The sequence below is a fragment of the Streptomyces sp. NPDC044003 genome (assembly GCF_056435185.1).
Genome location: NZ_JBWKFA010000001.1, coordinates 351,563 through 365,202 on the forward strand (window position 1 = coordinate 351,563; position 13,640 = coordinate 365,202).

Genomic DNA, 13,640 nt, shown 5'->3' on the forward strand with positions numbered 1-13,640 from the left:
TATGGAGACCGAGACCGCCACTCCGTGGCTCACCGACGGCGAGCAGTGCGCCTGGCGCACGTTCCTGGACGTCCAGAGAATGCTGACGTACCAGCTGGAGCGGGACCTCCAGCCCTTCGGCCTGACGATGAACGACTACGAGATCCTGGTCAACCTCTCGGAGTCGGCGGAGCGGCGGCTGCGCATGAGCGACCTCGCCGCGGCCACCCTCCAGTCGAAGAGCAGGCTCTCCCACCAGATCACCCGCATGGAGAACGCCGGTCTCGTACGCCGCGAGAACTGCGAGTCCGACCGGCGCGGGCTCTACGCCGTCCTGACCGACGACGGCATGGAGACCATGCGCAAGGTCGCCCCGCACCACGTCGAGTCGGTGCGCAAGCACTTCATCGACCAGCTCACCGGCGAGGCTCTCGGCGACCTCCACGAGTCCCTGAAGCCGGTCGCCGAACAGCTCCGCGGCCGTCGCGGCAAGCCGTGACCTGACAGAGAACGGAAGGGCCCCTCCGGCGACCGGAGGGGCCCTTCTCGTACATTCGGGGGATCAGTTTCCGGTCAGGCTCGCGACCAGCTCGTCCGAGGCCGCGTACGGGTCGAGGGCGCCCGCCACGATCCGCTCGGCGAGGGCGTCCAGGCGCCGGTCGCCGTGCAGATCGCCGATGCGCTCGCGCAGGGCGGTGACCGCGATGGTCTCCACCTCGCGCGCGGCACGGGCCCGGCGGCGCTCCGCCAGGACCCCGTGCTCCTCCATCCAGGCGCGGTGCTTCTCCAGCGCCTCCACGACCTCGTCGATGCCCTCGCCGCGCGCCGCGACCGTCTTGACGATCGGCGGCCGCCAGTCGCCCGCGGCCCGCGCCTCGCCCAGACCCAGCATGTGGTTGAGCTCCCGGGCGGTGGCGTCCGCGCCGTCCCGGTCGGCCTTGTTCACCACGTACAGGTCGCCGATCTCCAGGATGCCCGCCTTCGCGGCCTGGATACCGTCGCCCATGCCCGGCGCGAGGAGCACGACCGAGGTGTCGGCCTGGGAGGCGATCTCGACCTCCGACTGCCCGACGCCGACGGTCTCCACGAGGATCACCTCGCAGCCGGCCGCGTCCAGGACGCGGATGGCCTGCGGGGCGGACCAGGCGAGCCCGCCCAGGTGGCCGCGGGTGGCCATGGAACGGATGTAGACGCCCGGGTCGGAGGCGTGCTCCGACATCCGGACCCGGTCACCCAGGAGCGCTCCCCCGCTGAACGGCGAGGACGGGTCGACGGCGAGGACGCCGACCCGCTTGCCCGCCCGGCGGTACGCGGAGACCAGCGCGGACGTCGACGTGGACTTGCCCACGCCCGGCGAGCCGGTCAGGCCCACCACGTACGCGCCGCCGGTGAGCGGCGCGAGCGCCGCCATCACCTCGCGCAGCTGCGGGGACGCCCCCTCCACGAGCGAGATCAGCCGGGCCACGGCCCGCGGCCTGCCCTCCCGTGCCTGGGCGACGAGTTCGGGGACGTCCACCATCTGCGCTGCTCCTTAAAGGACGGGACTACTTGCCGTTGCCGGGAACGCGAACGATCAGCGCGTCGCCCTGACCGCCGCCGCCGCACAGGGCCGCCGCGCCGACGCCGCCGCCGCGCCGCTTGAGCTCCAGGGCCAGGTGCAGCACCAGACGGGCGCCGGACATGCCGATCGGGTGGCCGAGCGCGATGGCGCCACCGTTGACGTTCACCTTTTCGGGGGTGACGCCGAGGTCCTTCATGGACTGGTGCGAGACGGCGGCGAAGGCCTCGTTGATCTCGATCAGGTCGAGGTCGGAGACGTCCAGGCCGTCCTTCTTGAGGGCGTGCAGGATCGCGTTGGACGGCTGCGACTGGAGGGAGTTGTCCGGGCCGGCCACGTTGCCGTGGGCGCCGATCTCGGCGATCCACTCCAGGCCCAGCTCCTCCGCCTTGGCCTTGCTCATCACGACCACGGCGGCGGCGCCGTCGGAGATCTGCGAGGCGGTGCCGGCGGTGATGGTGCCGTCCTTGGCGAAGGCCGGGCGGAGCTTGCCGAGGGACTCGGCGGTGGTCTCCGCGCGGATGCCCTCGTCCTTGGAGAAGACGACCGGCTCGCCCTTGCGCTGCGGGATCTCGACCGGGGTGATCTCGGCCTCGAAGATGCCGTTCTTCTGGGCGGCGGCGGCGCGCTGGTGCGAGAGGGCGGCGAGCTCGTCCTGCACCTCGCGGCCGATGCCGAGGCGGGTGTTGTGCTTCTCCGTGGACTCGCCCATGGCGATGCCCTCGAAGGAGTCGGTGAGACCGTCGTACGCCATGGCGTCGAGCATCTCGATGGCGCCGTACTTGAAGCCCTCGCGGGACTTCGGCAGCAGGTGCGGGGCGTTGGTCATGGACTCCTGGCCACCGGCGACGACGATGTCGAACTCGCCGGCGCGGATCAGCTGGTCGGCGAGCGCGATGGCGTCGAGACCCGACAGACACACCTTGTTGATGGTGAGCGCGGGGACGTTCATCGGGATGCCGCCCTTGACCGCGGCCTGGCGGGCGGGGATCTGCCCGGCGCCCGCCTGGAGCACCTGGCCCATGATCACGTACTGCACCTGGTCGCCGCCGATGCCGGCCCGGTCCAGGGCCGCCTTGATGGCGAAGCCGCCGAGGTCGGCGCCCGAGAAGGACTTGAGCGAGCCGAGCAGGCGACCCATGGGCGTGCGGGCGCCCGCGACGATCACTGAGGTGGTACCGGTCGTTCCAGACATGAGGCACGGCCCCTTGGGATGAGGAGTGAACGAGGGTTTACCGCCAATGTACTGAGCGGTGCGGCGCCGGGTCACCGGCGCGATGGTGTGATCGCGCGCACGTTGCGTAACCACCTTTCCGGCGGTGCACTGGATCCATGCTGACGCGTATCGACCACATCGGGATCGCCTGTTTCGACCTGGACAAGACCGTCGAGTTCTACCGTGCCACGTACGGTTTCGAGGTCTTCCACTCCGAGGTCAACGAGGAGCAGGGCGTCCGCGAGGCCATGCTCAAGATCAACTCGACCGACGACGGCGGAGCCTCCTACCTCCAGCTCCTGGAGCCCACCCGGGAGGACTCGGCGGTGGGCAAGTGGCTCGCCAAGAACGGCGAGGGCGTGCACCACATCGCCTTCGGCACCGCCGACGTCGACGCCGACGCCGAGGCCATCCGCGGCAAGGGCGTCCGTGTCCTCTACGACGAGCCGCGGATCGGCTCCATGGGCTCCCGGATCACCTTCCTCCACCCCAAGGACTGCCACGGCGTCCTCACGGAACTGGTCACCTCGGCCAAGCCGTCCGCTGACCACTCCTCAGCGGAGCACTGACCTCCGGATTCCTGGCCCGGTAGAGTGGGCGACTCCGGGCCGGGGCCGGTCGGGGCCGTTTCGTGCGGCACCGAAGTCGGGATGTCGGGGTCGTCCGATCTGCCACGATTCCCCGGGGGTCCGTCCTCGGCCGTGAGGGCGTGCTCGCAGGAGTTGCGACCAGGGTTGGGGTATCCCCTGCTCGAAGAGCTCGGGGAAGGATGGGACCGCGCAGTGCGGGGCTACGAACGCCAGGAGAGCCACCGAGCTGAAGACGACCATCTCGCCAGGTTCGAAGCCGAGATGGACCGGCTGAAGACCGAACGCGAGAAGGCCGTCCAGCATGCCGAGGACCTCGGCTACCAGGTCGAGGTCTTGCGCGCCAAGCTCCACGAGGCGCGCCGCACCATCGCGTCCCGGCCGGCGTACGACAGCGCCGACATCGGCTACCAGGCCGAGCAGCTGCTGCGGAACGCCCAGGCGCAGGCCGAACAGCTCCGCCAGGACGCCGAGCGCGAGCTGCGCGAGGCCCGCGCCCAGACCCAGCGCATCCTCCAGGAGCACGCCGAGCACCAGGCCCGGCTCCAGGCCGAGCTGCACAACGAGGCCGTCCAGCGCCGCCAGCAGCTCGACCAGGAGCTCAACGAGCGCCGCCAGACCGTCGAGGCGCACGTCAACGAGAACGTCGCCTGGGCGGAACAGCTGCGCGCCCGCACGGAGTCCCAGGCCCGCCGCCTGATGGAGGAGTCCCGCGCGGAGGCCGAGCAGTCCCTCGCCACCGCCCGCGCCGAGGCCACCCGGGTCGCCGAGGAGACCAGCCGCCGCGTCGGCGCCGAGGCCGAGTCCGCCCGTGCCGAGGCCGAAGCCATTCTGCTGCGCGCCCGCAAGGACGCCGAGCGGCTCCTGACCGCCGCCTCCAGCCAGGCGCAGGAGGCCACCAGCCACGCCGAGCAGCTCCGCTCGAACACCGCCGCCGAGACCGACCAGGCCCGCCGCCAGGCCACCGAGCTCTCCCGCGCCGCCGAACAGCGCATGCAGGAGGCCGAGGAGAAGCTCCGGGTCGCCCGCGCCGAGGCCGAGAAGGCGCTCACCGAGGCCAAGGAGAGCGCCGCCAAGCAGCTGGCCTCCGCCGAGTCGGTCAACGAGCAGCGCACCCGCACCGCCAAGACGGAGATCGCCCGGCTCGTCGGCGAGGCCACCAAGGAGGCCGAGGCGCTCAAGGCCGAGGCCGAGGAGAAGCTCCGCGAGGCGACCGCCCAGGCGGAGAAGCTTGTCACCGAGGCCTCCGACAAGGCCGTCACGGCCGCCGCGGAGGACTCCGCCGCCGCCCTCGCCAAGGCCGCCCGCAACGCCGAGGAGATCCTCACCAAGGCCTCCGAGGACGCCCGGGAGACCACCCGCAAGGCCGCCGAGGAGGCCGAGCGGGTCCGCCGCGAGGCCGAGACCGAGGCGGACCGGCTGCGCGCCGAGGCCGGGGAGCAGGCCGACGAACTGCTCGGCTCGGCGAAGGACGACACCAAGGAGTACCGCGCCAAGACGGTCGAGCTCCAGGAGGAGGCCCGACGGCTCCGCGGCGAGGCCGAGCAGCTGCGCGCCGAGGCCGTCGACGAGGGCGAGCGGATCCGCTCCGAGGCCCGGCGCGAGGCCCTCCAGCAGATCGAGGAGGCGGCGAAGACCGCCGAGGAGCTCCTCACCAAGGCCCGCACGGACGCCGAGGAGCAGCGCACCAAGGCCGGTGCCGAGAGCGAGCGGGTCAAGTCGGAGGCGATGGAGCGCGCCCAGACGCTCCGCACCCAGGCCGAGGAGACCCTGGAGCGCACCCGCGCCGAGGCCGAGCGGCTGCGCGCCGAGGCCGAGGAGCAGGCCGATTCGGTGAAGGGCGCGGCCGAGGAGGCCGCCGCCGGGCTGCGCGCGGACGCCGAGCGGGCCGCCGAGGCGCGCCGCGTGGAGGCCGCGGAGGAGCTGACCCGGCTGCACACCGACGCCGAGGCGAAGGTCGCGGCCGCCGGCGAGGAGCTCACGGACGCGCGGGCCGAGGGCGAGCGGATCCGGCGCGAGGCCGCCGAGGAGACGGAGCGGCTGCGGACCGAGGCCGCCGAGCGGATCCGCACGCTCCAGGAGCAGGCGGAGCAGGAGGCCGAGCGGCTGCGCGCCGAGGCCGCGTCGGACGCGTCCACCACGCGTACCGAGGCCGAGTCCGCCTCCGTACGGCTGCGCAACGAGGCGTCCGAGGAGGCCGAGCGGCTGAGGTCGGAGGCCCAGGAGACCGCCGACCGGGTGCGGGCCGAGGCCGCGGCCGCGGCCGAGCGGGTCGCCGCCGAGGCCGCCGAGGCGCTGGCCGCCGCGCAGGAGGAGGCCGTCCGGCGCCGCCGGGAGGCCGAGGAGACCCTGGAGTCGGCCCGCTCCGAGGCCGGCCGGGAGCGCGAGCACGCCCGGGAGCAGTCCGAGGAGCTCCTCGCGGCCGCCCGCAAGCGGGTCGAGGACGCGCAGACCGAGGCGCAGCGCCTGGTCGAGGAGGCGGACGCGCGGGCGACCGAGATGGTCACCGCGGCCGAGCAGACCGCCCAGGAGGTGCGGGACTCGGTGGCGGGTCTGCGCGAGCAGGCCGAGGAGGAGATCACCGGGCTGCGCTCCGCCGCCGAGCACGCGGCCGAGCGGACGCGGACCGAGGCGCAGGAGGAGGCGGACCGGGTCCGCGCCGACGCGTACGAGGAGCGGGAGCGGGCGTCCGAGGACGCCGTCCGCACGCGGGCGCGTGCCCAGGAGGAGTCGGAGGCCGCGAAGGCGCTGGCGGAGCGGACGGTCACGGACGCGCTCGCCGAGGCGGAGAAGCTGCGGGCGGACACCGCCGAGTACGCGCAGCGGGTACGGACCGAGGCGACGGACTCGCTGGCCTCGGCCGAGCAGGACGCGGCCCGCACGCGGGCGGACGCCCGGGAGGACGCGAACCGGATCCGTTCGGAGGCCGCCGAGCGCGCCGAGTCGACGGTCGGCGAGGCCCGTGCCGAGGCGGAGCGGATCGGCGCCCAGGCGGAGCAGGTCCTGGACGAGGCCCGCAAGGCCGCCGACAAGCGCCGTACGGACGCGGCCGAGCAGGCCGACACCCTCATCGGCGAGGCGACCACCGAGGCCGAGCGGATCGGCGCCGAGGCGGCGCGCCTTCGGACCGAGGCCGAGCAGGCCAAGGCCGACGGCGAGGCGCAGGCGGAGGCGCTGCGGGCCGAGGCCCGTGCCGAGGGCGAGCAGGTCCTCGACGAGGCCCGCAAGGCCGCCGACAAGCGCCGCACGGACGCGGCCGAGCAGGCCGACACCCTCATCGGCGAGGCGACCACCGAGGCCGAGCGGCTCACCGCCGAGGCGGTCGAGCTCATGGAGACGACCGAGCAGGACGCCGCGCGCCTCCGGACCGAGGCCGAGCAGGTCAAGGCGGACGGCGAGGCGCAGGCGGAGGCGCTGCGTGCGGAGGCCCGTGCCGAGGGCGAGCAGGTCCTCGACGAGGCCCGCAAGGCCGCCGACAAGCGCCGCACGGACGCCGCCGAGCAGGCCGACACCCTCATCGGCGAGGCGACCACCGAGGCCGAGCGGATCGCGGCCGAGGCCGCCGAGCTGCGCGAGACGACCGAGCAGGACTCCCAGCGGCTGCGCGCGGAGGCCGAGCAGGTCAAGGCCGACGGCGAGGCGCACGCGCAGGCCCTGCGCAACGCCGCGCTCGCCGACGCCGACCAGATCCTGGACGAGGCCCGCAAGGCCGCCGACAAGCGCCGCACGGACGCGGCCGAGCAGGCCGACACCCTCGTCGGCGAGGCGACCGCCGAGGCCGAGCGGATCGTGAACGAGGCGGCCGAGCTGGCCGATTCGGTCGGCGCGGATGCCCGCGCCGAGGCCGGCCGCACCGTCGCCGCGGCCTCGGAGGAGGCCGAGCTGCTGCGGGCCGAGGGCGCCGAGGCGATCGCCGAGGCCCTGCGGGACGCCGAGCGGATCCGTACCGAGTCGGAGCGGGTGAAGGCGGACGCCGCGGCCGCGGCCGAGCAGATGCGCGCGGAGGCCCGCGAGGAGGCGGACCGGACCCTCGACGAGGCCCGCGAGGCCGGGGCCCGGAAGCGTTCGGACGCGGCCGAGCAGGCCGACCAGCTCGTCGCCAAGGCCCAGGAGGAGGCGCTGCGCGCCACCACGGAGGCCGAGTCGCAGGCGGACACGATGGTCGGCGCGGCCCGCAAGGAGGCCGAGCGGATCGTCGCCGAGGCGACCGTCGAGGGCAACTCGCTGGTGGAGAAGGCCCGCACGGACGCGGACGAGCTCCTGGTCGGGGCGCGCAGCGACGCGACGGCCATAAGGGAGCGGGCCGAGGAGCTGCGGGGCCGGGTCGAGGGCGAGATCGAGGAGCTGCACGAGCGGGCGCGGCGCGAGAACGCCGAGCAGATGAGGACGGCCGGCGAGCGCGTCGACAAGCTGGTGAAGGCGGCCGAGGAGCAGCGCGCCGAGGCCGAGGAGAAGGCGAAGGAGATGATCTCCGACGCGAGTTCGGAGGCCAGCAAGGTCCGCATCGCCGCGGTCCGCAAGGCGGACGGGCTCCTCAAGGAGGCCGGGCAGAAGAAGGCCTCGGTCATCGCCGAGGCCGAGGCCCTCAGGGCGGAGGCCGAGCGGATCCGCGACGAGGCCGCGGCCGAGGCGGAGAAGACGGTCCAGGAGGGCCAGCGCGAACTCGAGGTGCTGACGCGGCGTCGCAAGGACATCAATGCCGAGATCTCCCGTGTCCAGGACGTCCTGGAGGCGTTGGAGTCTTTCGAGACGCCGTCCGCCGGAAAGGACGGGGTCAAGGCGGGTGCGTCGGCAGGGTCCACTCGTACGAGTGGCAAGTCCCAGGACGGCTAGCCACTCAAAAGGCTGGACATTCTCCAGATCAAACGGGCATACGCTCGATGACACGCCGCTTCGGCCCCTAGGATTCCCTCTAACACCTCACCGGTCTCATTCGACAGGAAACCCATGAGCGACACATCCTCCCCCTTCGGCTTCGAGCTCGTGCGGCGCGGTTACGACCGCGGTCAGGTGGACGACCGCATTACCAAGCTCGTGTCCGACCGCGACAGTGCCCTGTCCCGTATCACCTCCCTGGAGAAGCGCATCGAGGAGCTCCACCTCGAGACGCAGAACGCCCAGGCGCAGGTCACCGACGCCGAGCCGTCGTACGCGGGGCTCGGCGCCCGGGTCGAGAAGATCCTCCGACTCGCCGAGGAGGAGGCGAAGGACCTGCGTGAGGAGGCCCGTCGCGCCGCCGAGCAGCACCGCGAGCTGGCCGAGTCGGCCGCCCAGCAGGTGCGCAACGACGCGGAGTCCTTCGCGGCCGAGCGCAAGTCCAAGGCCGAGGACGAGGGCGTCCGGATCGTCGAGAAGGCGCAGGGCGAGGCCAACTCGCTGCGTGCCGAGGCGCAGAAGGACGCGCAGTCGAAGCGCGAGGAGGCGGACGCCCTCTTCGAGGAGACCCGCGCCAAGGCCGCCCAGGCCGCCGCGGACTTCGAGACGAACCTGGCGAAGCGCCGCGAGCAGTCGGAGCGGGACCTGGCCTCGCGTCAGGCCAAGGCCGAGAAGCGCCTCGCGGAGATCGAGCACCGCGCCGAGCAGCTCCGCCTGGAGGCCGAGAAGCTGCGGACGGACGCGGAGCGCCGGGCCCGTCAGACGGTGGAGACCGCGCAGCGCCAGGCCGAGGACATCGTGGCCGACGCGAACGCCAAGGCCGACCGGATCCGTTCGGAATCGGAGCGCGAGCTCGCGGCGCTGACGAACCGCCGCGACTCCATCAACGCGCAGCTGACCAACGTCCGCGAGATGCTGGCGACGCTGACCGGTGCCGCGGTGGCGGCGGCCGGCTCCCCGATCGACGACGAGCGCACGGCCGGTGTCCCGGCCCAGCAGTCCCGGTAACAAGTACGACGCTCCCCCCGTCATTCCGGTGGCGGGGGGTTTTGCGTGCCCGTAGGTTGGTGCGCATGATCGAGCTTGAGGGCCTGACGAAGAGGTACGGGACGAAGACCGCGGTCGACCATCTCTCCTTCCAGGTCCGCCCCGGCGTGGTCACCGGCTTCCTCGGGCCGAACGGGGCGGGCAAGTCGACGACGATGCGGATGATGCTCGACCTGGACAACCCGACGAGCGGGACGGTCCGGATCGACGGCAAGCACTACCGGGACCTGGCCGAGCCGCTGAAGTACATCGGGGCGCTGCTCGACGCCAAGGCGATGCACGGCGGCCGCTCCGCGTACAACAACCTGCTGTGTCTGGCGCAGTCGAACCGCATCCCGGCGAGCCGGGTGGGCGAGGTGCTCGACCTGGTGGGTCTGACGCCGGTCGCGAAGAAGAAGTCGAAAGGTTTCTCCCTCGGCATGGGACAGCGCCTCGGGATCGCGTCCGCGCTGCTCGGTGATCCCGAGATCCTGATGTTCGACGAACCCGTCAATGGTCTGGACCCCGAGGGAATTCACTGGATCCGCAATCTGATGAAGGCGTTGGCGGCCGAGGGCCGGACGATCTTCGTTTCCAGCCATCTGATGAGTGAAATGGCGCTGACGGCCGATCATCTGATCGTGATCGGGCAGGGAAAGCTGCTGGCCGACACGTCGATGGCGGATTTCATCCAGCAGAATTCCCGGAGTTATGTGCGGATGCGCTCTCCGCAGCAGGAACGCCTGCGGGACGTGCTGCACGCCAACGGTCTTGTCGCGGTCGAGGCGAGCAACGGGACACTTGAGGTGGACGGGGCGACGACCGAGAAGCTGGGCGAACTGGCGGCGGAGAACGGGCTCGTGCTGCACGAGCTGAGCGCCCAGCGCGCCTCCCTCGAAGAAGCGTTCATGCAGATGACGGCCGGCGCGGTGGAGTACCACGCGCACGGCACCGACGTACACAGCGGCGCCTCGGCGCCCGGCCCCCAGTGGGGCACGACCTCCGAGGGAGCCTGAACGATGGCAGCGGCATCCGCGGTCCTGCAGTCCGAGTGGACCAAGATCCGGACGGTGTCGTCGACCGTCTGGACGCTGGCGAGCGCCTTCCTCGTCACGGTGGCGATGGGCGCGGGGCTGAGCGCCCTGGTGAACTCCACCTTCGACGATCTGAACGAGGCCGAGCGGATCACCTTCGACCCGACTTTGGTGAGCTTCTCCGGGATGGTCCTCGGCCAGTTGGCGATGGTGGTCTTCGGCGTCCTGGTGGTGGGGACCGAGTACTCCTCGGGCATGATCCGCACCTCGCTGGCGGCAGTGCCGCAGCGCGCGACCTTCCTCTTCTCGAAGGTCGCGGTGGCGGGCGGGCTCGCCCTCCTGGTGGGGCTCGCCACGAGCTTCATCACCTTCTTCCTGGCACAGGCACTACTCGGCGATCACCGCGCATCGATCGGTGACGACAACGTGCTGCGCGCCGTGATCGGCGCCGGGCTCTACATGGGTCTGATCGCCCTGTTCTCCATGGGTGTGGCAGCGATGCTGCGCTCGTCGATGCTCTCGCTCGGCATCCTGGTGCCGTTCCTCCTCCTGGTCTCGAACATCCTCTCGGCGGTGCCGAAGGCCAAGGAGGTGGCCCAGTACTTCCCGGACCAGGCCGGCTCGAAGATCATGCGGGTCATCCCCGACGCGATGAACTCGGAGAAGGCGCCGTACGGCCCCTGGGGCGGGCTGGGGATCATGCTGCTCTGGGTGGTGGCCTCGCTGCTCGGCGGCTACCTGGTGATCAAGAAGCGCGACGCCTGACCCCGCAACCTCGTACCGGAGGATCACGGTTCCGCTTCGGCGGAACCGTCAACGGCTGGATAAGCTCCTAGCTCATACGGGGGGCTCCGGCCGACGGCCGCCACGCCCCGACATGGATGCGACCGATCTGTCGATGGGGCTGGAGAATGATCGAGGCAGTCGGCCTGACGAAGCGCTACGGCGCCAAGACGGCCGTGTACAACCTTTCCTTCCAGGTGAGGCCCGGTGTCGTCACCGGGTTCCTGGGGCCCAACGGCTCCGGCAAGTCGACGACGATGCGCATGATCCTGGGCCTCGACCGGCCCACCGCGGGCCATGTCACGATCGGCGGCCACCCCTTCCGGCAGCTGCCGAACGCCCCGCGGCAGGTCGGCGCGCTCCTCGACGCCAAGGCCGTGCACGGCGGCCGGAGCGCGCGCAGCCATCTGCTGTCGCTCGCGCAGCTGGCCGGCATCCCGGCGCAGCGCGTCGACGAGGTCCTCGGCGTGGTCGGCCTCCAGGACGTCGCCAAGCGGCGCTCGAAGGGCTTCTCGCTCGGCATGGGCCAGCGGCTCGGCATCGCGGCGGCCCTCCTCGGCGACCCGCAGGTGCTGCTCTTCGACGAGCCCGTCAACGGCCTGGACCCCGAGGGCATCCTCTGGGTGCGGAACCTGATGAAGAAGCTGGCCGCCGAGGGCCGCACGGTCTTCGTCTCCAGCCACCTCATGAGCGAGATGGCGCTGACGGCCGACCACCTGATCGTGATCGGCCGGGGGCAGCTGCTCGCGGACATGAGCGTCACGGACTTCATCTCGGCGAACTCCGCCGACTTCGCCCGGGTGCGGACCCCGGGCACCGAGCCGGCCCAGCGGGAGAAGCTGAGCTCGGTGCTCATCGAGGCCGGCGGCCAGGTGCTGTCCGAGCCGGACGGCGCGCTGCGTGTCACGGGCCTGCCGCTGCCCCGGATCAGCGACCTGGCGCACGGAGCGGACGTACGGCTCTGGGAGCTGTCCCCGCACCAGGCCTCGCTGGAGGAGGCGTACATGCGGCTGACGCAGGGCGCCGTGGACTACCGCTCCACCGACGACCGTCTCGCCCACCTCCAGGCGCCCGTCCAGCCCGGACAGCCGGGGTACGGGCTGCCGCACCAGCCGCCGGTCCAGGACGTGCCGCAGCAGGGCTGGTACGCCCCGCCGCCGCCCGGACAGAACCCGTACGGCGCGGCCCCGCAGGGCGCCTACGCCCCCGCGCCGGGCCCGTACGCCGGAGCCCCGCAGGCATCCGGTCCGTACGCCGGAGCCCCGCAGGCCCCTGCCCCGCAGGCGCCCGGTCCGTACGCCCCTCCGGCCGCTCCGCAGCCGGGCGCCCCTCAGCCGAACAGTCTGCAGCCGAGCGACACCCCGAAGGACGCCCGATGACCGCCCCCGCCCCCCACCACGCCCCGGCGCCGCACGCCTACGTCTCCCCCATCCCGGTCCGTGCCGCGCACCTCGGTGACGCGCTCGCCTCCGAGTGGACGAAGATCCGCTCGGTGCGTTCGACGTTGTGGACGCTGGGGGTGATGATCCTGCTGATGCTCGCCATCGGTCTGGGCATCGCGGCCATCGCCGCGACCTCCCCCGCCCCGATCGGCGAGGAGTCCGCGCTCACCTTCGGCTTCTTCGGGATGCTGCCGGCGTCGATCTGCGTGATCACGCTCGGCGTCCTCACGATCGCCTCCGAGTACGGCACGGGCATGATCCGTACGACCCTGACGGCCTGCCCGAGCCGGGCCCGGGTACTGACGGCGAAGGCGATCGTCTTCTTCCTGCTGGTCTTCTCGGTCACCACGCTGATCGCGACCCTGGTGGCGGTGGCGCAGGTCGCCCTCGTGGACACGGCGGCGACACCGACGGGTGCCGAGTGGCTGCGGGCGACGGTCGGCGCGGGCGCCTACCTGGCCCTGCTCGGGCTGCTGTCGCTCGCGGTGGGGACGATCATCCGGCACTCGGCGGGCGCGATCACGGTGATGATCGGTCTGCTGCTGCTGCCGCTGGTGGCGGGCATGTTCATGTTCACCGAGGCGCTGCAGCCGGTGCGGGACTTCCTGTTCACCTACGCCATCCCCTCGCAGATGATCGCGCTCTACAGCGACGCCCCGTCGCTCGGCGACTCGGGCCCGGCGGGCTGGGAGGTGCTGCTGATCATGGCGGGGATCGCGGCGGCCGCACTCGGCGGCGCGTACGCCCTGCTGAACAGCCGGGACGTGTGACGGTTCGCTAGTACCTCGGCGCGTTGCGAGACCGCTGCACCCTGCTGGTGCGGCGGTCCTTCGCGTTCCAGCAGGCCTTGTGCCAGTGCCGGCGGTCGTCGACCCCGCCCCACTCCGGCCAGGCCACCACGTGCGGGGCGCCGGACGGGATCTCCTGGTCGCAGCCCGGGCAGCGGTAGCGCTTGCCGGGGGCGCTCGCCCCGGCGACGAGCCGGACGTACCACTCCTCGCCCTGCCAGGTCTCGGTACGCTGCGCACCGCCGTACCGGTCGCCGTGGTCGCCCTGCTGCTCGGGCTTACCGCCGCCTCGGGAGCGGTTGTGACGCGGGGACACGGGCACACCTCACGGGGTCTGGGATCACGGACCGTT

Annotated in this window: 11 protein-coding genes; 8 read left to right on the plus strand and 3 right to left on the minus strand. The window is 72.3% G+C overall.

The features are described from left to right. Position 1: 1 nt before the first annotated feature. Positions 2-478 (plus strand): MarR family winged helix-turn-helix transcriptional regulator, encoded by a 477-nt coding sequence (locus AC07AW_RS01560; protein ID WP_376588855.1) that lies wholly within the window; start codon positions 2-4, stop codon positions 476-478. 63 nt (positions 479-541) lie between these two features. Here the strand turns inward: AC07AW_RS01560 and meaB are convergent, their stop codons facing one another. Beyond that, positions 542-1,498: a methylmalonyl Co-A mutase-associated GTPase MeaB gene (gene meaB / locus AC07AW_RS01565; protein WP_190107174.1), complete on the minus strand. Its 957-nt coding sequence runs from the start codon at positions 1,496-1,498 to the stop codon at positions 542-544. A 25-nt stretch (positions 1,499-1,523) separates the two neighbouring features. Further along, positions 1,524-2,732, minus strand: coding sequence for an acetyl-CoA C-acetyltransferase (locus AC07AW_RS01570; RefSeq protein ID WP_478813512.1), 1,209 nt, complete (start codon positions 2,730-2,732; stop codon positions 1,524-1,526). A gap of 137 nt (positions 2,733-2,869) precedes the next feature. On the opposite strand from AC07AW_RS01570, the gene mce reads away from it, so the two are divergent. From mce to AC07AW_RS01605, 7 genes are all read left to right on the plus strand, one after another. Continuing rightward, complete coding sequence (mce, locus tag AC07AW_RS01575) at positions 2,870-3,322, plus strand: methylmalonyl-CoA epimerase (RefSeq protein WP_478813513.1); 453 nt, start codon at positions 2,870-2,872, stop codon at positions 3,320-3,322. Positions 3,323-3,535: 213 nt separating this feature from the next. Then, entirely contained in the window at positions 3,536-8,173 is a 4,638-nt protein-coding gene (scy, locus tag AC07AW_RS01580) for a polarized growth protein Scy (RefSeq protein WP_478813514.1), read from the plus strand. 114 nt (positions 8,174-8,287) lie between these two features. Further along, entirely contained in the window at positions 8,288-9,223 is a 936-nt protein-coding gene (locus AC07AW_RS01585) for a cellulose-binding protein (RefSeq protein ID WP_478813515.1), read from the plus strand. A gap of 65 nt (positions 9,224-9,288) precedes the next feature. Then, positions 9,289-10,257 carry an ABC transporter ATP-binding protein gene (locus AC07AW_RS01590; RefSeq protein ID WP_478813516.1) on the plus strand — a complete coding sequence of 323 codons (969 nt, stop codon included), beginning with the start codon at positions 9,289-9,291 and terminating at the stop codon, positions 10,255-10,257. Between the two features lie 3 nt (positions 10,258-10,260). Continuing rightward, positions 10,261-11,040 (plus strand): ABC transporter permease, encoded by a 780-nt coding sequence (locus AC07AW_RS01595; protein ID WP_478813517.1) that lies wholly within the window; start codon positions 10,261-10,263, stop codon positions 11,038-11,040. A gap of 146 nt (positions 11,041-11,186) precedes the next feature. After that, a complete protein-coding gene (locus tag AC07AW_RS01600; protein ID WP_478813518.1) occupies positions 11,187-12,437 on the plus strand; it encodes an ABC transporter ATP-binding protein in 1,251 nt (416 codons plus the stop codon). Next, the gene (locus AC07AW_RS01605) at positions 12,434-13,270 is read left to right on the plus strand and encodes an ABC transporter permease (RefSeq protein WP_478813519.1); all 837 of its coding nucleotides are present in this window, start codon (positions 12,434-12,436) and stop codon (positions 13,268-13,270) included. The genes AC07AW_RS01600 and AC07AW_RS01605 overlap by 4 nt, the downstream gene beginning before the upstream one ends. A gap of 7 nt (positions 13,271-13,277) precedes the next feature. Here AC07AW_RS01605 and AC07AW_RS01610 read toward each other — a convergent pair whose 3' ends face one another. Continuing rightward, positions 13,278-13,604, minus strand: coding sequence for an ATP/GTP-binding protein (locus tag AC07AW_RS01610; RefSeq protein ID WP_392156628.1), 327 nt, complete (start codon positions 13,602-13,604; stop codon positions 13,278-13,280). Positions 13,605-13,640: the final 36 nt, after the last annotated feature.

What these genes read in the sequence shown, in the direction of transcription:
- AC07AW_RS01570 (WP_478813512.1), bottom strand. Translation starts at nt 2,732, where the DNA reads ATGTCTGGAACGACCGGTACCACCTCAGTGATCGTCGCGGGCGCCCGC.
- AC07AW_RS01595 (WP_478813517.1), top strand. Translation starts at nt 10,261, where the DNA reads ATGGCAGCGGCATCCGCGGTCCTGCAGTCCGAGTGGACCAAGATCCGG.
- AC07AW_RS01585 (WP_478813515.1), top strand. Translation starts at nt 8,288, where the DNA reads ATGAGCGACACATCCTCCCCCTTCGGCTTCGAGCTCGTGCGGCGCGGT.
- AC07AW_RS01590 (WP_478813516.1), top strand. Translation starts at nt 9,289, where the DNA reads ATGATCGAGCTTGAGGGCCTGACGAAGAGGTACGGGACGAAGACCGCG.
- mce (WP_478813513.1), top strand. Translation starts at nt 2,870, where the DNA reads ATGCTGACGCGTATCGACCACATCGGGATCGCCTGTTTCGACCTGGAC.
- AC07AW_RS01560 (WP_376588855.1), top strand. Translation starts at nt 2, where the DNA reads ATGGAGACCGAGACCGCCACTCCGTGGCTCACCGACGGCGAGCAGTGC.
- meaB (WP_190107174.1), bottom strand. Translation starts at nt 1,498, where the DNA reads ATGGTGGACGTCCCCGAACTCGTCGCCCAGGCACGGGAGGGCAGGCCG.
- AC07AW_RS01605 (WP_478813519.1), top strand. Translation starts at nt 12,434, where the DNA reads ATGACCGCCCCCGCCCCCCACCACGCCCCGGCGCCGCACGCCTACGTC.
- AC07AW_RS01600 (WP_478813518.1), top strand. Translation starts at nt 11,187, where the DNA reads ATGATCGAGGCAGTCGGCCTGACGAAGCGCTACGGCGCCAAGACGGCC.